Annotated in this window: 19 protein-coding genes; 6 read left to right on the top strand and 13 right to left on the bottom strand. The window is 56.2% G+C overall.

Annotation, left to right across the window (positions count from 1 at the left end):
- Positions 1 to 121: 121 nt before the first annotated feature.
- Positions 122 to 601 carry an integrase core domain-containing protein gene (locus tag DWB67_RS16510; protein ID WP_220475168.1) on the top strand — a complete coding sequence of 160 codons (480 nt, stop codon included), beginning with the start codon at positions 122 to 124 and terminating at the stop codon, positions 599 to 601.
- A 70-nt stretch (positions 602 to 671) separates the two neighbouring features.
- Here DWB67_RS16510 and DWB67_RS16515 read toward each other — a convergent pair whose 3' ends face one another.
- Genes DWB67_RS16515 through DWB67_RS16545 form a run of 7 tightly spaced genes read right to left on the bottom strand, consistent with a single transcriptional unit; the run spans position 672 to position 8,021 of the window.
- The gene (locus tag DWB67_RS16515) at positions 672 to 2,453 is read right to left on the bottom strand and encodes an adenine deaminase (protein WP_119808669.1); all 1,782 of its coding nucleotides are present in this window, start codon (positions 2,451 to 2,453) and stop codon (positions 672 to 674) included.
- Positions 2,437 to 3,342, bottom strand: a complete 906-nt coding sequence (locus tag DWB67_RS16520) for a nucleoside hydrolase (protein WP_119808670.1) — start codon at positions 3,340 to 3,342, stop codon at positions 2,437 to 2,439. The genes DWB67_RS16515 and DWB67_RS16520 overlap by 17 nt, the downstream gene beginning before the upstream one ends.
- The gene (locus DWB67_RS16525; RefSeq protein ID WP_119808671.1) at positions 3,339 to 4,352 is read right to left on the bottom strand and encodes an ABC transporter ATP-binding protein; all 1,014 of its coding nucleotides are present in this window, start codon (positions 4,350 to 4,352) and stop codon (positions 3,339 to 3,341) included. Before DWB67_RS16525 ends, DWB67_RS16520 begins: the two co-directional genes overlap by 4 nt.
- The gene (locus DWB67_RS16530) at positions 4,345 to 5,121 is read right to left on the bottom strand and encodes an ABC transporter permease (RefSeq protein ID WP_119808672.1); all 777 of its coding nucleotides are present in this window, start codon (positions 5,119 to 5,121) and stop codon (positions 4,345 to 4,347) included. Before DWB67_RS16530 ends, DWB67_RS16525 begins: the two co-directional genes overlap by 8 nt.
- 4 nt (positions 5,122 to 5,125) lie before the next feature.
- On the bottom strand, positions 5,126 to 5,947 hold the full coding sequence (locus DWB67_RS16535) for an ABC transporter permease (protein ID WP_119808673.1): 822 nt from the start codon (positions 5,945 to 5,947) through the stop codon (positions 5,126 to 5,128).
- Between the two features lie 58 nt (positions 5,948 to 6,005).
- Entirely contained in the window at positions 6,006 to 7,019 is a 1,014-nt protein-coding gene (locus tag DWB67_RS16540; protein WP_119808674.1) for an extracellular solute-binding protein, read from the bottom strand.
- 33 nt (positions 7,020 to 7,052) lie between these two features.
- Positions 7,053 to 8,021, bottom strand: a complete 969-nt coding sequence (locus DWB67_RS16545; RefSeq protein ID WP_119808675.1) for a LacI family DNA-binding transcriptional regulator — start codon at positions 8,019 to 8,021, stop codon at positions 7,053 to 7,055.
- A 245-nt stretch (positions 8,022 to 8,266) separates the two neighbouring features.
- Between DWB67_RS16545 and DWB67_RS16550 the strand changes: the two genes are divergently transcribed.
- Positions 8,267 to 8,578, top strand: coding sequence for a cupin domain-containing protein (locus DWB67_RS16550; protein ID WP_119808676.1), 312 nt, complete (start codon positions 8,267 to 8,269; stop codon positions 8,576 to 8,578).
- A gap of 45 nt (positions 8,579 to 8,623) precedes the next feature.
- Here the strand turns inward: DWB67_RS16550 and DWB67_RS16555 are convergent, their stop codons facing one another.
- From DWB67_RS16555 to DWB67_RS16580, 6 genes are all read right to left on the bottom strand, one after another.
- Positions 8,624 to 9,367, bottom strand: a complete 744-nt coding sequence (locus DWB67_RS16555; RefSeq protein ID WP_119808677.1) for an SDR family NAD(P)-dependent oxidoreductase — start codon at positions 9,365 to 9,367, stop codon at positions 8,624 to 8,626.
- A 15-nt stretch (positions 9,368 to 9,382) separates the two neighbouring features.
- Entirely contained in the window at positions 9,383 to 11,737 is a 2,355-nt protein-coding gene (locus DWB67_RS16560; protein WP_220475169.1) for a DUF4962 domain-containing protein, read from the bottom strand.
- Between the two features lie 85 nt (positions 11,738 to 11,822).
- Positions 11,823 to 13,373, bottom strand: a complete 1,551-nt coding sequence (locus DWB67_RS16565; protein WP_255418739.1) for an extracellular solute-binding protein — start codon at positions 13,371 to 13,373, stop codon at positions 11,823 to 11,825.
- Positions 13,374 to 13,399: 26 nt separating this feature from the next.
- Positions 13,400 to 14,284 (bottom strand): carbohydrate ABC transporter permease, encoded by an 885-nt coding sequence (locus DWB67_RS16570; protein WP_119808678.1) that lies wholly within the window; start codon positions 14,282 to 14,284, stop codon positions 13,400 to 13,402.
- A 10-nt stretch (positions 14,285 to 14,294) separates the two neighbouring features.
- On the bottom strand, positions 14,295 to 15,290 hold the full coding sequence (locus tag DWB67_RS16575; protein WP_119808679.1) for a sugar ABC transporter permease: 996 nt from the start codon (positions 15,288 to 15,290) through the stop codon (positions 14,295 to 14,297).
- Positions 15,287 to 16,390 carry an ABC transporter ATP-binding protein gene (locus DWB67_RS16580; RefSeq protein WP_119808680.1) on the bottom strand — a complete coding sequence of 368 codons (1,104 nt, stop codon included), beginning with the start codon at positions 16,388 to 16,390 and terminating at the stop codon, positions 15,287 to 15,289. Before DWB67_RS16580 ends, DWB67_RS16575 begins: the two co-directional genes overlap by 4 nt.
- 261 nt (positions 16,391 to 16,651) lie before the next feature.
- Here DWB67_RS16580 and DWB67_RS16585 point away from each other — a divergent pair, with 261 nt between their 5' ends.
- The 4 genes from DWB67_RS16585 to DWB67_RS16600 all read left to right on the top strand — a co-directional run bounded on the left by DWB67_RS16585 (position 16,652) and on the right by DWB67_RS16600 (position 20,470).
- Positions 16,652 to 17,344, top strand: a complete 693-nt coding sequence (locus DWB67_RS16585) for a GntR family transcriptional regulator (RefSeq protein ID WP_119808681.1) — start codon at positions 16,652 to 16,654, stop codon at positions 17,342 to 17,344.
- Between the two features lie 251 nt (positions 17,345 to 17,595).
- Positions 17,596 to 18,591, top strand: coding sequence for a TRAP transporter substrate-binding protein (locus tag DWB67_RS16590; RefSeq protein ID WP_119808682.1), 996 nt, complete (start codon positions 17,596 to 17,598; stop codon positions 18,589 to 18,591).
- A gap of 164 nt (positions 18,592 to 18,755) precedes the next feature.
- Positions 18,756 to 19,184, top strand: a complete 429-nt coding sequence (locus DWB67_RS16595) for a TRAP transporter small permease (protein ID WP_255418740.1) — start codon at positions 18,756 to 18,758, stop codon at positions 19,182 to 19,184.
- Positions 19,185 to 19,186: 2 nt separating this feature from the next.
- Positions 19,187 to 20,470 carry a TRAP transporter large permease gene (locus tag DWB67_RS16600; RefSeq protein WP_119808684.1) on the top strand — a complete coding sequence of 428 codons (1,284 nt, stop codon included), beginning with the start codon at positions 19,187 to 19,189 and terminating at the stop codon, positions 20,468 to 20,470.
- The last annotated feature ends 238 nt before the right edge of the window (positions 20,471 to 20,708 follow it).

Consider the following 20,708-nt stretch of genomic DNA (forward strand, 5'->3'; position numbering starts at 1 on the left):
CAGAATGCCGATGATCTGTTCGTCCGTAAATCTCGTTCGCTTCATTGTCCGTCCTCAAGTTGGGCCAGACTCTAATCGACGGTGGAGGAAAAATCCCGTAGCAGGTCAATGAACTGCTGCCATGCAATTGGGTGCCATTGGCATCCGTGACGGAAAGTCAAGCCGCGTAAGCGGCGGTATCAACGGGGCGCTTACTGAGCTTCTGGGCTGGCATCTGTCCCGCTCTGGCAAGGCCACCATTGCCAGCGCGGCCCTGGAGCACGCTCTGATCGCTAGGTTCGGCACCTTGGGCAAGGTAGATCAGGAGTTCCTGCGGAGGTCGGACAACGGCCTGGTCTTCACCGGCCGCCACTTCACGGCCTTGGTGCGCAGCTACGGGTTGAAGCAGGAGTTCATCACCCCACACTGCCCCCAACAGAACGGCATGGTCGAGCGCGTCATCCGCACACTCAAGGAGCAATGCGTTCATCGCCATCGCTTCGAGAGCATCCAGCATGCGACCCGCGTCATCGGTGATTGGATCAGCTTCTACAACAACCGCCGCCCTCATCAGGCTCTTGCCATGCGCACGCCGGCCGAGGCATTCAGATTAGCGGCTTAACCTGAGCAGATTCAGATGGGTCAATACATAGGTGTAATAGAAGCCAAAACATGTTTAGTTTTAATACAATTTACTCGTTTACAGCATCCTCAATAATGCAATTCTTTGAAAACTTTCCGGGAAATACGTCTACCAGCCCCATATTGCTCAACCGGGGTCCAGGGTTGCAGACCAGTGATGCGCCGAACAGTGCCTTGAAAACCAGATATGGTGGTTGCCAATCGACCAGTTGATCCAGTGCAAGCCTGACTTTTGCGAAGGTGTCAGCGATCTCTGCCAATGGGGCATGACTGATCAATCCTGCAAGGGGCAGGGGAAGATGTGCGATTACTTTGCCTTCCTGAGCGACGGCGATTCCTCCGGCGCTTTCACGGACAGCGTTGGCAGCGGCAGCCATATCTGCCGGATGACGACCGAAGACTGTCAGATTATGGCTGTCATGGGATACGGTTGTCGCGAACGCGCCTTGCCACTTGCCCCAGTTCTCGAGAAATGCCACCCGCATCGGCGTCATTGCACCGTGGCGGTTCATGACGGCCATTCGGATCATGTCCGGTGGCAGATCCAAAGTGCCATCAGTAACGGTCACAGATCTTTCAGACCATTCGGGAAAGCGGGGCTTTGACAAGGTTGCGATACGGGCCATGGGGCCTTCTGCCGTAATCTCGAAATCCTGTGATTTTAACGCGGGGATATGAACCGTGTGCTCAAGGTTCTTTTGCGGACTGACGACGTCGGGTTTGGCGCTCAAGGCACCATTTTTTGCGACAATAGCTCCATTGACGATGACCGACCCGGCTTTGACGGTCTGTACATTGGATAGTAAAACAAGGTCCGCCCGACGTCCGGGGGCAACCAGACCAAGGTCGGGGCGGCCAATGCGTGATGCAGCGTTCAATGTTGCAGCCTGATATGCCCAGAAGGATGGCATTCCGTATTCGATCAGGCTGCGGATCACATTATCCAGCCCGCCTTTGGAATACAGGTCATCGGGAAAGACATCATCGGTGCACAGGGTCAGCGTCTGTGGCATATGGCCAAGGTTGTTCAAAGCCTTCACAAACGCGGGCAACAGATGCCGATGAGAGCCGCGCAACTCTATCGTCAAGCCTATCTCCAGCTTGGTCAGAAGGTCGGTCGCGCTGGTCAATTCATGGTCGGTTTCCACCCCTGCGGCGACAAAGCCCGAAAGGTCATTACCGGTCAGCCCGCGTGCATGGCCGCAGACACGTTTTCCACTGTCCAGACCGGCCTGCACAATGCCGGCCACGCGGGGGTCGCCCTGTAACAAAGGCTGCATGGTCATCAGCTCGGCCGCGCCATGGATGTCATCGCGTGCCAGCCAGCGCGCGACGGTTTCGGGATCGAAATCGCCGCCGCTGGACTCGAACCCCGGGGCCGATGGCACGCAGGTTGGCATTAGGGGCATCAGGCGCAGAGGCAAATCACGAATGGCGTTGCAGGCGTACTCCAGACCTGCCTCGCCCGCGACATTGGCTAGTTCATGCGGATCCCAAAGAGCCGTTGTCACCCCACGCGGCACCACCGCTTCCGCATAGGTCGCAGGTGTCACCATAGAGCTTTCGACATGCATATGCGTATCGATAAAACCCGGAACGACTGTCGCATTTCCCGCGTCGTGTCGCACCAAGGCATCGCGCGTCGGGTCGGGGGCGTGCACGCTGGCAATCATGGGGCCTATGATGCCAATATCGGCGGTACGGGTCCGGCCCGTTACCATGTCCATCACTTGCGCATTGTGGATCAACAGGTCGAATGCTGCCAAGCCACGTGCGGCTTTAACTGTCCGTGCCCGCAGGGTTGGGTCGTTTAGATCACGTGGGAATGCCATGGAGACCGTCCTTCTTCAGTGCACGTAAGCAGATGTGCGCCGTGTCGTTTTTCGCCGCCACAGCAAGCCGTGTCGATGATTGCGCATCAGGCGTGAAGGCCGTTGCGCCATAGCTGGTATCCACAACGGTCGAAACCGCCATGCGGGCGTTTTCGAAGGTGAATGCACCCGGATCGATCATCGCCAGTGCAGCGACCGGATCATAGATGGCCATTCCGGAACGGCCCCGGCTGAGGCCGATATCAAGATAGCCGCCCAGCAGATCAGCCGTCAGCGGGTCGCAATACGGCACATCCTTTGGCCCGAAACTGGCTGTGCGGCAAATCATCAAGTCGATGACATCCAGGGCAATCCCGCTGTTGGCGACGACCGAAGCGGCTTCGGGGTCGGCAAGGGCGTTGAATTCGGCTTGGGGGGAATGGTTGCCGGGGCCGTTACTGCCCCCCATCCAGACAAGGCGCGTAATCCGTCTGGCCGCTTTGGGATGGGTCATGATTAATTGGGCGATATTCGTCAGCGGACCAAGTGCCAACAGGTGGCGCGGGCCATCTTCCTGCATCAGCCATGCGGCCATTGCCTTGACGGCGTTGGCAGGGGGGGCTGGTTGGGTAACATAGGGCAGGTGCAGGCCGCGGCTTTGCATGCCAGTCATGCCCAGCACGCGGTCTGCCCGTTCGTCCTGACGCTTTAACGGTGACGCCGCCCCACAATGCAGCTGCATTCCCAGCCCGTATGCGGCATTCGCACCAAGTGCATTTGCCGCCGCCTGTGACAGCAAGGTGTTGCCCGCAACCAGTGACACTCCAGCCAGTTCGTGCCCCGCGCGACGCAACAACAAAAGCGCCCATAGGTCGTCAAAGCCGAAATCGGTATCCACCCAAAGTTTCATTCGGCCAACGCCCGCGCGTTCTGATGGGGCAGGTCAAAGCTGATCTGCTGTCCGATGGGCACCTGTGCGACCGCAATCGGGGCATCGGCGCGCAGCGGGCCAAGCGGCGTTTGCAGGACATATTCACGGTGCCCCCCTGCAAAGCTGCTGGCGGTGATGGTGCCTGTATGGGGGCCTGTGCCAACGGTGACGGCATCGGGGCGCCATGCCAGCAACGCTGACGGCGCAGTATACCCGACCGGAAGCCGGCCGAATGAGGAGACAAGTGTATCACCGCTGGTGTGGAAAATATTTTCGAACCCCATGAAGTCGGCGGCAAATGCAGTGCGCGGGCGGGAATAGAGTTCAGCTGGCGTCCCAAGCTGTTCGATCCTGCCCGCTTTCATCAGGACGATACGGTCGGCAAGGGCCAATGCCTCGGCCTGATCATGGGTGACAAAAACCATCGTCACGCCGGTTTCTTTCTGGACGCGCTGCAGCTCGGTCCGCATTTCCAGCCGCAATCGTGCATCAAGATTTGACAGGGGTTCGTCCAGCAACAGCACCTTGGGGCGCATGACTAAGGAACGCGCCAGTGCCAGACGCTGCTGCTGGCCGCCCGACATCTCGGACGGTCTGCGTTTGTCAAAACCGGCAAGGCCGACCGTTTCCAGACCTTCTGCGGTGCGACTGCGAATGTCTGCATCGGGCAGCTTTTGCAGACGCAGCCCGAAAGCGACATTTTCAAAGGCGTTCAGATGCGGGAACAGCGCATAGGATTGAAACACCAGCCCGATACCACGTTTGTTCGCAGGCACGCGGGTGACATCACGCCCGTCGATGTGGATGATGCCACTGGTCGGGGACAACAGGCCCGCGATGGCGCGCATCGTCGTGGTCTTGCCACAGCCGGATGGCCCCAGCAGGGTGATCAATTCCCCTTCGTTGATGGCCAGATCAAGCGCGGGAACCGCCACACTGTTGTCATAGGACAAGGTCAGGTTTTTCAGTTCGACAAAAGCATCAGACATATTTTGAAAACCCCAGCAGGCGTTCGGCGATAAAGACGATCGCCAAGGACATGAAGGCAAGCAGCGCAGACAGCGCGGCAATGGACGGGTCGAAGGTAATCTCCATATAGGCCAGCATGTCGATCGGCAGTGTCCGGACACCCGGCCCCGACAGGAACAGCGACACTGGCACCTGATTGAAAGAAGTCACAAACCCCAGAATAAAGGCCGCCAGAACACCACTACGGATGTTGGGCAGCACGACCTTGGTGAAAGCCTGCATGCGGGAACAGCCCAGCAGAACGGCGGCTTCCTCCATATCGACACGCAGGTTCTGCATAGAGGATGAGACCACGCGCACGGCATAGGGCAGCACCAGTGCCGTATGGGCCATGAACAGTGCCATCGTCACGGTGACATCCAGCGGCACCACCATATAGCGCAGCAAGGCCAAGCCGATGATAATACCCGGCACGATGATCGGGGCGGCGACGATCGTGCGGACCGTCTCGGCCCCAGGCAGGTCATAGCGGTTCAGGGCATAGGCGGCGGGAATGCCCATGACCAATGCGGCCAACGTGCCGAAAACAGCCAGCGCCATCGACAATGCGAAACTGGTGCGAAAGCTTTCGATGGTAAAGACCTTCAGATACCATTTCATCGACATACCTTCCGGGGGGAAGGCAAGGTTATTTCCTGCCGAGGTGCCTGCAAGGATGATGATCACAAACGGGCCGATCAGGAAAAGAAGGGTCAGGCCCAGAATGGACCAATTCGCGAGATGTCGCATAAGATCAGCTCCGGGTCGTGGCGATGCGTTTCAGCAGCAGGTTCGCGGTGAAGGACATGACGATCAGGATCATCGCGATCACCCCCGCCGAGACAAAGTCGTTCGAGACGTTGACCCGCTGGTAAAGCAGCGTTTCCAGCATCAGCACCTTAGATCCGCCAAGGATCGCCGGCGTGATATAGGCGGTCAGCGCGCCCGTGAAGACCAGTGTTCCACCAATCACCAGACCCTCTTTTGTCAGTGGCAGAATGACCTTGAAGAAGACGGCAAACCAGCTGGCCCCTAATACCCGTGCCGCAGGAATGACATCGCGGGGGATGTTTTCCATTGCGGAAACAAGGCTGATGATCATCAGCGGCAGGAACAGTTGCAACAGACCCAGATAGACCGCAGTTTCGGTAAACAACAACCGGATCGGTGTATCCGACAGGCCCAGTCCGGTGATTGCTTCGTTGACGATGCCAGTGCGGCCAAGGATCACGATCCATGCATAAGTCCGCGCCACGGGGGAAATCATCAAAGGCAGGACCACCATCCCGAAAACACGTCCGCGCGCTTTCGGCGACAGGTTTACAATGCAGAATGCCGCGGCATACCCGATAATCGCAGCACTGCCCGCGACCAGAACCCCCAGCTTCAGTGTCCGCAGAAAGACCGTGCGGTTCAGAGGGCTTGCGAAGAAGTCGATATATCCCTGCACGGACCAGCTGCCGCCCTGACGGAAGGCTTCGGACAGAAGGATGCCGACGGGCAGGATAAAAAGCAGGGTTGAAAAGATGGCGGCCGGAAGGGCCAGAGCCAGCCCTTCACGGGTGTTGCGAAACATGATGATATCCTGACTGTTTGATTCACTGGCCGCAGCCCGTGAAGATGGGCAATGGCGGTCAGCGGATCACTTCGGTGTTCCACTGGTCGACCCAATCCTCGCGCTGATCAAGGATGGTGGCGGGGTCCAGAATGTTCAGCGCCTCGATCACATCTGCACCATAGGTCAGGTTGTCGGCGATTTCGTCGCTGACCGTGACCTCTTTGTTGGCAGGGCTATCAACCAGCATTTCTGCGACTTTGGTCTGCACCTCGGTCGAGAGCCAGTAATCCATGAATTGATAGGCCAGTTCCTCATTACCGTTGTTCTTGGTCATCACCATGACATTCATTCCGCCGGCTTGACCTTCTGCAGGTTCGGCCCATGCAAATGGCAGGCCTGCATCCTTGAAGCTGGACCATGCAAAACGACCCACGGGGGCGGCGATAACCTCTTGCTGGTTCATCAGCTGCACCAGTTCCGACGAACGGGAATAGAAGGTCACGATGTCATCGGCTTTTTCGCCAATGGTACTGATCACCGGTTTGAAATCATCACCGTGATCAAGCGCCTTCCCCAGCATCATCAGTGTCGGGGGGCCTTGGGTGCCGGTAATGTTGGGCAGGGCAACCTGACCCGCGACTTCATCACCCAGCAGATCACCCCAGCTGGTGATGTCCACCAGATCGCTGCGATAGACAATCGAACTGGCATAGAACGTATAGCCCACGGCCATATGATCGCCGATGGGGTCCTGTGCTGCCTGATACAGCTTGTCAAAATTCGACAGTTTTGCGCTGTCCAATGGTGCGATTAAATCCTTGCGCGCCAAGGACAGCGCGTCCTGCGTCGAAATCACGGCCATATCGATCACGGGCTCGGCGGCATTTGCCTCTATCTTTGCCATACGTTCCACGCTGTTGCCTGTTTCGATAACCAGTTCACAGCCGCAGATTTCCTCGAACGGCTTATACAGGGCTGCGCGGTATTCATCCTGTGCAAAGGAATAGACGGAAATCGTCAGTGTATCCTGCGCCATTGCGGCGGTGCTGGCAGTGCAGCCAAGTAGCATGATCGAAAGGGCAGTTTTCATCGGTGTTCTCCTTGTCGGTCTTTGTGCGTGGGTTCAGGAATTGGCCGCCCGACGGGGCGCGGCGGTGGAATGGCGGGTAACCAGATGCATGGGGATCACACGGCCCAAAGGCGGGGCGGGGCGGTCAAGGATCAGGCAGCTAAGAACATCCAGACTGTGTTCAGCGATGGCTTGCGTGTTCTGGACAACCGTCGTCAGCGCAGGATGCATGGCCGTACCAAGGGGCAGATCGTCAAAGCCGGTCAGGCTGACGTCGGCAGGGACGGACAAACTGATCTGCATTAGTGCGGAATGCGCGCCAAGCGCCAGCATGTCCGAGGTGGCCATAATGGCAGTCGCCCCTTGGCTTACCAGCCGGTCAAGTTGGTCGAACGCGGATTTGCCCCAAAGAATGTGCTTGGTAACTGCGGCACCCAAACCTTGCGTCATGCCGTCGATACGGTCCTGTTGCACTTGGGAAATCCTGTCGCCACCTAGCAGAATAACGTCGTTATGGCCAAGACCGGCGATATGTGCGCCCAGAAGAATGCCACCACCGACATGGTCTGCGGATACCGTCGTACGCTGGTCCGAAGCCGTGTTGATGATAACGGTCGGCACATGGCGCGGAGCCTCGGGGGATGTTCCTTTTTGTGGTACGATAATCAGCCCGTCCACGCCGCGATCGACAAGACGCATGACGGCTTGTTGCTGTCGCGAGGCATCACCGCGCGAATCGCCGATCAGGATACCCAATCCGCGGGCCTCGGCCGCGATGGAAAGGCTTTGTGCGATGCGGGGGAACAACGGATTGGTCAGATCGGGCATGACCAGCCCCAGAATATTGCTTTGACCCGATTTCAATGCACGTGCCGCAGGACTGGGACGATATCCCAATTGGTCAGCACATCTGCGGATGCGGTCCACCATGTCTGCGGACACGCGACCCTTTCCGGTCAATGCGTTCGATACAGTTGCGGTTGATACGCCGACATGCTGTGCGATCTGTTTGATGCTGACCATCGGTTTCCCCTTTGATTGAACGATTATTCTTTGATGAAAGGTTGCGTCAATGATTAATTAATCGTTTAATCAAATAAGCCGATGCGGGCCGGAAAATAGTGCATCCAGTCTATCTGTGGGCTCTGGTTTTCCGCCGTTCGCGCTTTGCTTGGCACTGGCGTAGGACTATACCTGACGCGGGTGGATATCGGGCAGCTGGATAAGGCCCGACCGATACGCCCACAATGAATGGAGGCATTGAGCGTATGACAAAATTTCCGGAAATCAAGACAGGTGATCACATCTCGCGGCAGGTCTTGTCCGAGCACCCTGACCTGATGGTCGTTGCATTCAAATTTGACAAAGAAGGCGCCGAGGGAAGCCTGCATCATCATCCGCATGTCCAGTCGACCTATGTCGAACATGGACGCTTTCGCTTTACGATTGGCGATGACAGTTTCGAAGTGTCGCAGGGTGACAGTTTTGTTGTGCCCTCGGGGGCTATGCATGGCTGCATCTGTCTGGAGCCGGGACGCCTGATCGACTGCTTTACACCCGGTCGCGACGACTTTTTGTAAGGATCGCCCTGCGGCGCGTTAGTCACACGCCGCAGGACAGGTTGATTAGCTGAACAGCATGCCGCCGTTGATATCCAGATTGGTGCCTGTCATGAACGCCGAGTCGTCGCATGCAAGGAATAGAACCAGATTGGCAATGTCATCCGGAACGCCCTGACGCTTTAGCGGAGCAGCGTTTTCGACGTTCTTGCGGACTTCCGGTTTGGTGTGGATATTGTGGAAGTCGGTATCGATCATGCCGGGGCAGATGCCGTTGACGCGGATCTTCGGGCCAAGTTCTTTGGCCAAACCACGGGTCATGGTCATCACTGCGCCCTTGGCGGCTGCATAGGCAACCGAACCCGGTCCACCACCGTCACGGCCTGCCTGGCTGGCAAGGTTCACAATGGCACCTTCGGTCATATGCGCCAGAACAGCCTTGGTCATCAGGAAGGTGCTGCCGACGTTCAGATCCATGACGTTCTGCCAATGCTCCAGCGGCATTTCGGCAATGGTTTTACGGGCGATCAGACCACCGGTGTTGTTGACCAGAATATCGACGCCGCCGAATTCCTTGACGGTTGCCGCGACCAGCGCCTCGACGCCTTCTGCGTTGCTAAGGTCACCCTGAACGGCAATGGCCTTGCCGCCCGCATCCGTGATCGCCTTGACGGTGGCCATCGCACCTTCGCTGCTGGCGAAATAGTTGATGGCGACATTGGCACCTTCTTTTGCCAGCAGTTTTGCACAGGCGCTGCCGATGTCGCGTCCACCGCCGGTTACGATGGCTGTCTTACCTTGAAGTTTCATGGGTATTCCTCTCAGTTATTTGGTATTTTTCGTGTTGCCGACATCAAATGTCTTGGGCACGACGATCCGGAAGCTGTTGCTATCTGCATCGGTGAAATACAGGTCGCAGTCATAGCCCTGATCATCCAGGAAGCTGAAAACGCGACGCGGTTCATCCAGCGGATATGGCACCAGCAATGTCGCAATCCGGTGACGCGTCGCCTTGGGGAAACGCGCTGTCAGGCAGGTGCTGACCGGCAAGCCTTCGTATTCCGACGGGTCGACCCCGGGGAAGCTGGCTTCTTGCGACAGTTCGGGCGATCCCGCCTCGGACCACAGGACCTGACCATAAAAGCCGGCCTTGTCACCCGTGTGACGGAATGTGCTTTCGCCCAAAGTCAAAGAATTATTTGTGTGCAGCCGCCAATCGATGCTGACAGGCGTATCGGCGTCAATGGCATCAATAATGACAATATATTCTCGGTTGACGATGTACACGTCGCGCAGAACCTTCGTCACCTCGGGCGACATCGTCTGATATGCGGCCGTCGCATCGCCCTGGACATAGATGTGATCACCACGATCTTCGGCGGTCAGGATCTGACCGGTCGACTGCATGGCAATAGTCTTATCCTTGCCCGCATATTGCCCTTTGCCATCAATAAGGATGGCGTTCTTGGACAGGGTCTGACGGCGCCATGCCTGATGCATGGTACTGTTGAACGCGACATAATGGCCCGAATTGATCGCCAGATCTTCGCCAAAGGCCGACAGGCAGAAGGCGTTCTGGTCGCCGTGGCTGTGACTGATCGACCCGAAGGGCGAGGATTTCATCACGAACTGGATGTGGTTCTTCGGGTCCTGCATGCGGTGCTGTAGGCCAACCCAACCGATACCCTTGAACCAGCGCAACGCGTCTTCGTCCGACGGCGGCACAGCCTCGATGATCGGGAAGTCGGTACGATAGGCCAGTTCGTCGAAATTGAAGTCCCACCAGCCCCAGTTATAGAACATCTTTTCCGTGCCCGGATTGGTGCGCTGGATTTCGTCGAAATACCACTGGTATGCACCGTTGCCGGTGACGCCCGCGTATTGGCGCAGGTTATAGCCGATCTTGACAGCAGGCAGATCGCCCATGGTGCTGTCATCACCAAAGGTCGCGCGACGTGTGTCGGGGGCTTTGGTGTAAAGCGGCATATCGCCGGTTTTCTGAAAGAAGGGACGCTGGTACAGATCAATGCCCGACCAACCCTTTAACAAGTTCGCCGCATCGATCAGATAGGCCATGCCGGTCATCCAGTAATGCGGACCTTCGGCCCAACCACCATCGTGATCGCCCCATGGGGAATAGACGGTGAACAGAAACTCGACCGAATAGTCCAGCCATTCGCGGGCTTCGGGTTCGTCATCCAGCAATGCGATCGATGCGGGGATCAGAACCGCAGAAACCGCGCGGACGGCGTGGCTGTCAAAGGGGAACAGCTGGATATTGGCGTTACGCATGATATGCGTTGCGGTTTCGCGAGTGCGGGCGACCAAAGCGCCGCGGACCAGATCGCGTTCTTCGGCATCCAGCTGGTCGTACAGCCAGTCATAACCCCAAGCCAATGCCAGATTGACGCGGAAAGCCCATTCATCGGTATAGCTGCGCGAGGTCGTGCCGGCGGGATTCCAGCGGGCTGCCGACAACAGCCATTCCTTAGCCCGTTCCAGCATCGCCGGATCCTGCGTGACCTGACCACCGACGGCCAGATGGCGGATTGCGTAAAGCAGCTCCTGACACTCGATATAGACCTTGCGCCAGATCGTCGCGACGCGTTTGTGATCCGGATAACCTTCGGGTTCTTCCATGATCGGTTGGTCCATCCATGGCAGGACGGATTTCGCATAGAAAGTCGACCAGGTGCAGTGATCGGCATCACTGGCGACCGACGTGCGGAATTCTTCCAGACGTTTTTGGCTAAGCCACAGGCGGGGGTGGGACACGGGCGCATTTGCATAACGAGTGTCGCGCGATGCCAGCGGGGTTTCAGGCAAACCGTCAGTCAAATGGAAGCGGCGGTCGCTGCTCCAATCCGAAAGCTGGGTGCCTGACGGATCGCATTGTGCATAGGACCAGTAATAATCACCCGCCGGAAGTGCAACGTCGGGCGTGAAAAAGTTCAAATGGATGTTCTTGAAAACATAGGTCGATGCCTTGGGATAGGCGGGGTCGGTCGACACACGCAGGATATAGGTCGACTCGGTTTCGATGACAGGCAGCCAGCTGAACCGGGGCGGATTCTCGATCAACGTGTCCCTATCTGTGGGCGCATATTGGATGGTCATCCGGCTGGATTTGGGTTCATCCAGTTTCGGCAGGGCGGTGCGGGTTCGTGTGTCCACGGACATCGTGTAATATCCTTGCGTGCAATCAGTGTTAAGAAAGGGGCGCGACAGTCTTTCGCCGCGCCCCGTCTGGGTTCAGGCGTTCATATTATTCATCATATTGACGCTGATAGGCCGAGTTCATGACCTCGATCACTTGTGAATAGCCCATTTTGTCCAGCGTCTGGATATAGCTGTCCCAATCGGCTTCGATGTCGCCGCTTCCAAGGATCCATGCCTGCTGGCGTTCCAGCATATAGGTGTAAAGCGACGGCCAGTATTTGTCATAGACTGACTGTTCCTCTTCGTTGAAAGACACCCCCAAAAACTGGTCGACCAACAGGTCGTTTGCTTCGTACAGCTTGATCCCCTCGCGGGCGTCCTCGTCGGTCCATTGCCATTCATAGCGATAGTCCATCCAGTATCCGCGATAGATCTGGGCACCGACTTCATACATCTGGGTGTTGACCGGCTTGTCGCTGTTCAGAACCTCGGGTTTGAAGATCGGCTCGCCGTCGATCATGTCCCAGGTTTCACCCTCGACGCCAAAATTGGAAAGGTTGCGGCCTTCTTCGGTGAACCAGAAATCGAAATACTTGATCGTTTCGACCGGATGTTCGTTCATATAGCTGATGGCCCAGCCATCGGGCTTCAGTGGGGTGCGACGGTGTTCTTCCATCCGGACGCCACTTACAGATGCGGGCGGCAGGAAGGGTTTGAAGTCGAAGCCTTCGACCTTATCCTTCAAGGCCGCGTTATAGCCCGAGGTCGAGGCGAACCAGTCGTGGGTCATACCGCCAAGGTTTTCCGACAGCAGATAATCGCGCGCCGATGAACCACGGGTGAAAATCTCGGCATCGATCAGGCCTTCGGCGTACCATTCCGCGATATGGGACATGGCGTCGCGATAACCATCCTGTGCATAGGGATGAACGACTTTTCCATCATCGGTGACATAGAAATCGTGGAAGGTATCCGAACCTGTCGAACGTGCATCCCACAATGTGACCAGTCGGATCACCTCTTCCCATTCACGGGCGAAGAAGGGAACCTCATCCTTGCGGCCATTTCCGTTGGGATCGCCATCGCGGAAGGCGACCAGAACGTCGTGCAGTTCATCAACATTCTGCGGCTGTTCCAGACCCAACTTGTCCAGCCAGTCCTGACGGACATACCATGCACGTCCGAACATGCCGTCGGGCAGATAGGGGATGTAATAGTAATTGCCGTCATAGGCCGTAATGGCCTGTTGCAGTTCGGGGTGGGCATCCCAGAACGCCTGGATATGCGGGGCGTGTTCGGCGACCAGATCGTTCAGGGGCAGGAACGCACCTTCGGGGCCATATTGGTTCACCGGCTGCCGGATGCGATGGCCCCCGACAATATCGGGCATATTGCCCTGCGCGATCAGAAGGTTCATCGCTTCCATCGAGTCGGTCGAATTGCGACCCGCAGTGGCGTCCTTGAGATAGATGCCGGTCATTTCCCGCGCGGCTTTTTCGACGGGGAAATTCTCGTTATAGCCCTGCTGGCGGGGCCAGTGCAGGTGGATGGTCAGTTCCAGCGGCTCGTCCACAATCTTCAGGTGGTCGTCCGCAAAGGCGGGGGTCGTCAGGGCCGTTGTCGCCATGATGACCGAAGCCAGAGTGAATTTACGCATGGTTTCCTCCCTTTTACGCAAAACGGTCATTCCTTCACACCTCCCAGAAGGATGCCCTTGTTGAAATATTTCTGCAGGAACGGATAGATCAGCAGGATCGGAATGATCGAGCAGACGATGATCGCCGCACTGACCGTCTCGAACGAATAGCCAGCGCTCATCAATGTGTTGGCGAATTCTTCGTCGTCGGACAGTTCAACGATGATCTGGCGCAGATAGACCTGCAGCGGGATCTTGCTTTCGTCCTGCAGCAGGATCATCGCCCAGAAAAACCCGTTCCAGCGTGACACAATGCAGAACAAGGCGACCGTGGCGATAGCCGGCTTCGACAGTGGCACGAAGACTTTCCACAGAACCTGGAATTCATTAGCGCCATCCATCCGTGCGGCTTCTTCAAAGCTTTGGGGGATGCCTTCGAAGAAGTTGCGTAGCAGGATGATGTTAAATCCGTTGACCGCGAAACCGATGATAATGCCGAAATAGCTGTCCAGCAGGTTCAGGTCGCGCATGTTCAGGAAGAAAGGGATCATGCCTGCGTGGAACCACATGGTGAATGCCACAGCAAGGTTCCAGAAACGGCGACCATAGAGCTGGGGCCGCGACAATGCATAGGCACCGGGGATGATGAACGCCAAGCTGGTCAGCGTTCCAAGCACCGTATAGATCAGCGTGTTCTTGTAGGAAATCCAGAACATCGGTTCCGAAAGAACCCGCTTATATGCCTCTAGGGTGAAGCCCATCGGGGTCAGGATGACATTGCCAGCCCGCGCCTCGAACCCGCTGCTCATGGATAGCGAGGTGATGTAGATGAACGGATAGAGGGTCGAGATGGTAAACAGGCCAAGCAGGATCATGTTGATGATCACGAAAAGCTTGTCGCCGCGTGAATAGAGATTCATCGAACTTAACATCTGTGCCCCCTTACCAAAGCGACGTGCGCGAATAGCGCTTGGAAATGGTGTTGGCCGTCATAACCAGAACAAAGGCGACAAAGGCGTTGAACAGACCGGCAGCAGCCGCAAGGTCGTATTGACCGCCCTGAATGCCCTGCCGATAGATGAAGGTGTTCACCACGTCCGCCGTTTCATAGGTCGCAGGCTGGTAAAGCAGGATGATCATTTCAAAGCTGACTTCCAGCATGTTGCCGATACGGATGATCAGCATAATGATGATCGTCGGCAGGATCATCGGCAGCGTGATTTTCCACATCATCTGGAAGCGCGTCGCCCCGTCAACGACGGCACTTTCATAAAGCGTCGGTGAAATACCGGCGATGGCTGCCAGATACACGATCGACTGGAAGCCAGCTTCTTGCCAGATGCCCGTCCCGACAAAGATCGGCCTGAACCACTCGGCTTTAGTCAGGAAGTAGATCGGATTAAGCCCGAACCATCCCATGACCGTATTCACAATCCCTGCAGACGGCGAGAAGGCCGTAATCACGATCCCTGCGATAATCACGGATGAGATGAAGTGTGGCAGGTAAACAATTGTTTGCGCGGTCTTTTTGAATAGCTGGTTTACAACCTCGTTGAACATTAGCGCCAGAATGATCGGCATAGGAAAGCCGAAGACCAGACCCAACAGACTGATATAGATGGTATTGCGAAGGGCGCGAATAAACTGATCGTTTTCGAAAAGCGTATAGAAATGTTCCAGTCCGACCCAAGGGCTGCCAGCCACCCCGCGGAAAACGCTGTAATCCTTAAACGCGATCTGCAGGCCATACATCGGCTTATACAGAAAGATCAGCAGCCACAGGATCGTGGGCAAAAGCAACAGGTACAATTGCCATTCCCGGCGAAGGTGGTCGCCGACACGGTTCATACGGCTGGGACGACGGTTGCGTTGCGCCTCGCCTGCTTCGACGACCAGTTCTTCGGTTGATCCTCCGATTTTGTTATCTGTCATTGTCATGCGACACGCGTTTGGCCCCCAAGGGCCTTTCCCGTTTTGGCATCGAAAATACGGATAAGCGTCGGATCAACAGTGAAACCGTTCACATGGTCCAGCTGGTCGATTTTGCCCAGGGTTTCCGTCCGGATGACAAACTGGTCATCGCCGACCGTGGCATGCAGCAATGCCTCGGAGCCCAACGTCTCGACCAGATTCAGCGTGCAGTTGACACTGCCAGGTTGCGGGGCAGTGACGATATTGGCGTATTCGGGGCGAATGCCGACAATAATTGGGCGGCCTTCCGCGTTCTGCAGATCCGGCAGGGCGGGCAGGGGCAGGGTCTGGCCATCAAAGCTGGCGATCGGACCGTTTTCGCCTTTCGCGACCACGGCATTAATCATGTTCATCGGTGGTGCGCCCAGAAAGCCTGCAACGAATGCGTTTGCGGGATTCAGAAACAGTTCCATCGGGGTGCCGATCTGTTCGATCCGGCCATCCTGCATGACAACAATCTTATCGGCCAGCGTCATCGCCTCGACCTGATCATGGGTCACATAGATGCTGGTTGCTTCAAGACGCTTATGCAGGCGTTTGATTTCAGCGCGCATCTGGGTGCGCAGCTTGGCATCAAGGTTGGACAGTGGTTCGTCGAACAGGAACACCTTGGGGCGGCGCACAATCGCGCGACCCATGGCAACCCGCTGGCGTTGCCCGCCCGACAGATCCGAAGGGCGGCGTTCCAGATAGGGCGTCAGGCCCAGAATTGCCCCGACCTCATCGACCGATGCTTTGATTGCATCCTTGCTTTCCTTGCGGATACGCAACCCGAAAGCAATGTTATCCGCGACGTTCAGATGCGGGTAAAGCGCATAGTTCTGGAACACCATCGCGACATCGCGGTCCTTGGGGGCGACGCGGTTCACGACACGGTCATCGATGGTCAGCGACCCGTCCGAGATTTCCTCCAGTCCGGCAATCATACGCAGGGTGGTGGATTTTCCGCAGCCCGAAGGGCCGACCAGAACCACGAATTCCTTGTCTTTAATCTCTAGGTCAATTCCGTGCACGACCTGCACAGCGCCATAAGACTTAACGATCTTGTCCAAACGGACGCCTGACATTGTGACCCTCCTCAATCTCGTTCGCGCGGCGGCTCAAGGGGCGGATCTCAACCGCCGACCACATAAAGCGCGAATCACTCCCGTAAAATTGGTATACTAGCTGTGAAACTAGTATACTAGTAGGAATTGATGGCGTAATTTGCGGGCCGGAAAGGACCATTATCCGACCAAAATGCGTCTGTGACGGGCTGCATTGGCAGCAAACTCTGGAAGTTGAATGAAGAACTGGCTAGGCAGCTGCACATATTCAATGGGGTTCATATGACCGAAGCGACGCAAATCTGGGATCGACGGACCGGTGTGGATATCGTGGCCAACTATCTGTACGAGGAAATCACCTCGTTGCGGCTGCTGCCCGGCACCAAAATTTCCGAGGCCGAGATTGCCGCGCATTTCGGTGTCTCGCGTCAGCCGGTTCGTGATGCATTCAGTCGTTTGGCCAATATCGACCTGCTGTGGATCCGACCCCAGAAGGCGACCGAGGTCCGTCGCTTTTCGATGCGTGCTATTGAAAAATCACGTTTTGTGCGCGCCGCAGTTGAAAGCGAAGTTCTGCGTCGCGCGGCTGCCAATTGTGATGCAATGCAGGCTGCACTTCTGGACGGTTGCCTTGAACGCCAGCATCAGGCGCTTGCAGACGCGGATTCCGCAATTTTCGGCAAGCTGGATTATGAATTCCATCAGACCCTCTGCCAGATCGCCAAGGCCGATTACGCGTTTGATGTCATCTCGGAAGAAAAGGCCAAGGTCGACAGGCTTTGCGTACTTGGGCTGTCGAAAGAGGATCGCATGCCGCAACTGATTTCCGATCACGAATCCATTGCCCAGATGATCAAGGCAGGGAATGGGGAAGGGGCAGTTGAATTTGGTCAGATCCACCTTGGCCGCCTTGATTCGACATTGGAAGCCATCCGCGAACGGAATGCTGCATATTTCGAAACTGACGAAGATTGAATCCGCCCTGTTATCGTTACCTTGCTATGCCATGTGCGACGTTCTTGGTGAGGAATATGTGCTATTTGCCCGTGCCCCCTAAAGGGATAGGCGTGGCGGCATTCCGAATTTACAATATGGCGAAGTTTTTTCTTCACGTAGAGGTTTTCTACTAGTATACCAGATGTGACGCGGGTGTTGCGAAGCCGTGACAGTTTGGCAAAACTGTATCTTCGCAAACCCCCGCGACTAAGGGAGTCTAGGGAGGACATATGACAATTTATAAAAAAGTGAACCGTCTTTCGGCGATGACGATTGCGGGCGCCGCATTCGCTGTGGCGGGTGGTGCAGCCGGCGCGAATGAACTGCGCGGCTGGAATATCCACGTCGAGGATTATCCGGTCTCGATCGCGATGGAATCCTTCGCAAGTGAAATCGCGGAAAAGACCGACGGCGAACTGACGGCCAAGGTTTACCACAATGCCGTTCTGGGCGACCAGCCCGACGCCATCGAACAGGTTCGTCTGGGCGTGATCGATTTCGGTGAATTCAACCTTGGACCGATGGGTCAGGCTGTGCCTGAAACGAACGTCACCGCATTGCCCTTTATCTTCAAAAGCGTGCCGCAGATGTACGCGCTGATGGATGGCGAAGTCGGCGATGCGATCGGTGAAGGAATGAAGGCCAAAGGCATCGTTCCTTTGGGCTGGTATGCAGCCGGTGCCCGTTCGTTCTATAACTCGAAGCACCCGATCAACACGCCGGCGGATGTCGAGGGCCTTAAGGTCCGCGTCATGAGCAACGATCTGTTCGTGAACATGGTGCAGGCGATGGATGGCAACGCCACCCCGATGGCCTTTGGTGAGGTGTATCAATCCATCAAGACCGGCGTCGTGGATGGCGCGGAAAACAACTCTCCTTCCTATGAGTCGACAAACCACTACGAAGTCGCCAAATACTTCTCGCTGACCGAGCATTTGATCATTCCCGAATGCCTATGCATGAGCCTGAAGTCGTGGGAAAAGTTGTCGGAAGACCAGCAGCAGATCGTGATGGAGGCCGGCCACGCCAGCGCCCTGATGCAGCGTGACCTGTGGGCAGAACGCGAAGCCGCCAGCATGGAGACGATCGAGGCTGCCGGAACCGAAGTGAACACTGTCGAGGATAAGGCACCGTTCCAGGAAGCTATGGGCCCCGTCTATGAGGCTTTCCTTCAGGAAAACCCCGGTCTGACTGATCTTGTCAACATGATCCGCGAAGCGGACTAGTCGGAGCGCCCTGTCCTTACATTACAAAGGGCAGGGCATCCGCCTGTAATCAAGGCCGTAACCTCATGTCTGAAAAGTCTATTATCCAGACCGTACAGCGTCTTCTGGACCTTACCGGCCAAATTTGTATGGCGATCGCCGCGACAGCGCTGTTCGTTCTTATCATGACATTTGGATGGCTTGTCTTTGGCCGCTATGTTTTGAATTCGACACCGACATGGGTCGAACAGCTGGCGTTGCTGCTGATTTGCTATATCGCGTTTCTGGGTGCAGCCGCCGGTGTCCGCGAAGATACCCATATTGGCGTTACCCTGTTCCGCGACATGCTGCCATTGAAAGCACGCAAGGTTGTGCTGATCAGCATCGACCTAATTTTAGCGGCCTTTGGTGCGACCATGCTGATTGCCGGAATTACGCTCATGCGGTTCGGTTGGGATACGCTTCTGCCGATGTTGAATATACCCGAAAGCGCGCGGACATTGGCCATCACATCCTGTGGCGGTCTGGTCATGCTGTTCGCCGGGCTTCGCGGCCTGTTCCGCATCCTGTCCTTCGGATCCTGGGATCCCGAAGCCCAATTCAAGGAAGTCTGAACGTGGGTCTAGCAATTCTGCTTTTCGTCTTCGCGACGGGGATTGTCATCGGCGCCCCTGTTGCATTTGCTATGGGGATCGCTGCGGCTGCGGCGTTCTGGTATGAAGGTTTCCCCATGCTGATCACCTTCCAGCGGGCGACCGCAGGGGTATCGGTGTTTTCGCTGCTGGCCATTCCGTTCTTCGTTTTCGCAGGCGAGATTATGCTGCATGGCGGTATCGCGAAGCGCCTTGTCCGCCTTGCCTCGGCACTTGTCGGACATTTCCGCGGTGGCCTTGCCATGGTCAACATTTTTTCTTCGATGTTGTTTGGCGGCATTTCAGGCTCGGCTGTTGCCGACATCTCGGCGCTCGGATCGCTTCTGGTGCCGGTGATGAAAGAACGCGGATATCGCCCCGATTTTGCAGTCAACGTCACTGTTACCTCCTCGATCGCGGGGATCGTCATTCCGCCCAGCCACAATATGATCATCTATGCCGTGGCAGCCGGCGGAGGTATCTCTGTTTCAAAACTGTTTCTTGCCGGTGTTGTGCCGGGCATCCTGATGTGTGTCTGTCTGGCGATCGCGGCCTATATCATCTCGGTCCGTGATAAATACCCGGCAGAGCCATTTCCCGGTTGGGCGACGGTCGGATCCACGGCCGCTGACGCGATCCCGGGTTTCATGACCGCCGTGATTATCGTTGGCGGCACCCTGTCCGGTGTATTTACAGTCACGGAATCCGGTGCATTCGGTGCGATATACGCAGTCCTATTGACCGCGTTCTATTATCGCAGCCTGACATTGAAATCCTTCATCGTTTCGCTGGTCGGGGCGGTTCGCACCACTGCGATGGTGATGATCCTGATCGCATTCGCCAGTTCTTTTGCCTATCTTCTGGCGCTGTATCAAGTTCCTGCACTGCTCAGCAATGCGTTGGTTTCAATCTCGGATAATCCGATCATCATCTTGTTGATGATCAACGTGATCCTGCTGATGTTGGGTATGATTATGGATATGGCCGCGCTGATCCTGATCTGCACCCCGATCTTCCTGCCGATTGCGAAAGGGCTTGGTATGGATCCCACACAATTCGGGATCATGCTTCTGATCAACCTCGGCCTCGGCCTCTGCACACCTCCGGTCGGGACATGTCTCTTTGTGGGCTGCGCCGTCGGCAGGATCCGGATCGAGGAATCCCTGCGCACCATCTGGCCATTCTATCTGGCGATCCTGGCTGCATTGATGCTTGTCACATACGTCCCAGGCATGTCGCTATGGCTACCATCGGTTCTGAATCCGTAACCTTTCAACTGCTTGAAATGAAATATAGCCGGCCAGTCCATTATTAAGATGGGCTGGCCATTTTATGATGAATCCGTGGTGGTGAATTAATTTCGACAGGCTGAACATTTGTGTTTTTCAGATCATATGCTAGGGTCTAGACCCATTGATTTCATTCCTCTGGCGTGATTCAGGCTTCGCAAGGAGACCTGATCAATGAGCAACTTGTTCTGGCTAACCGAAGCGCAAATGGCGCGCC

Source organism: Paracoccus sp. JM45 (assembly GCF_003590715.1).
Classification (GTDB): domain Bacteria; phylum Pseudomonadota; class Alphaproteobacteria; order Rhodobacterales; family Rhodobacteraceae; genus Paracoccus.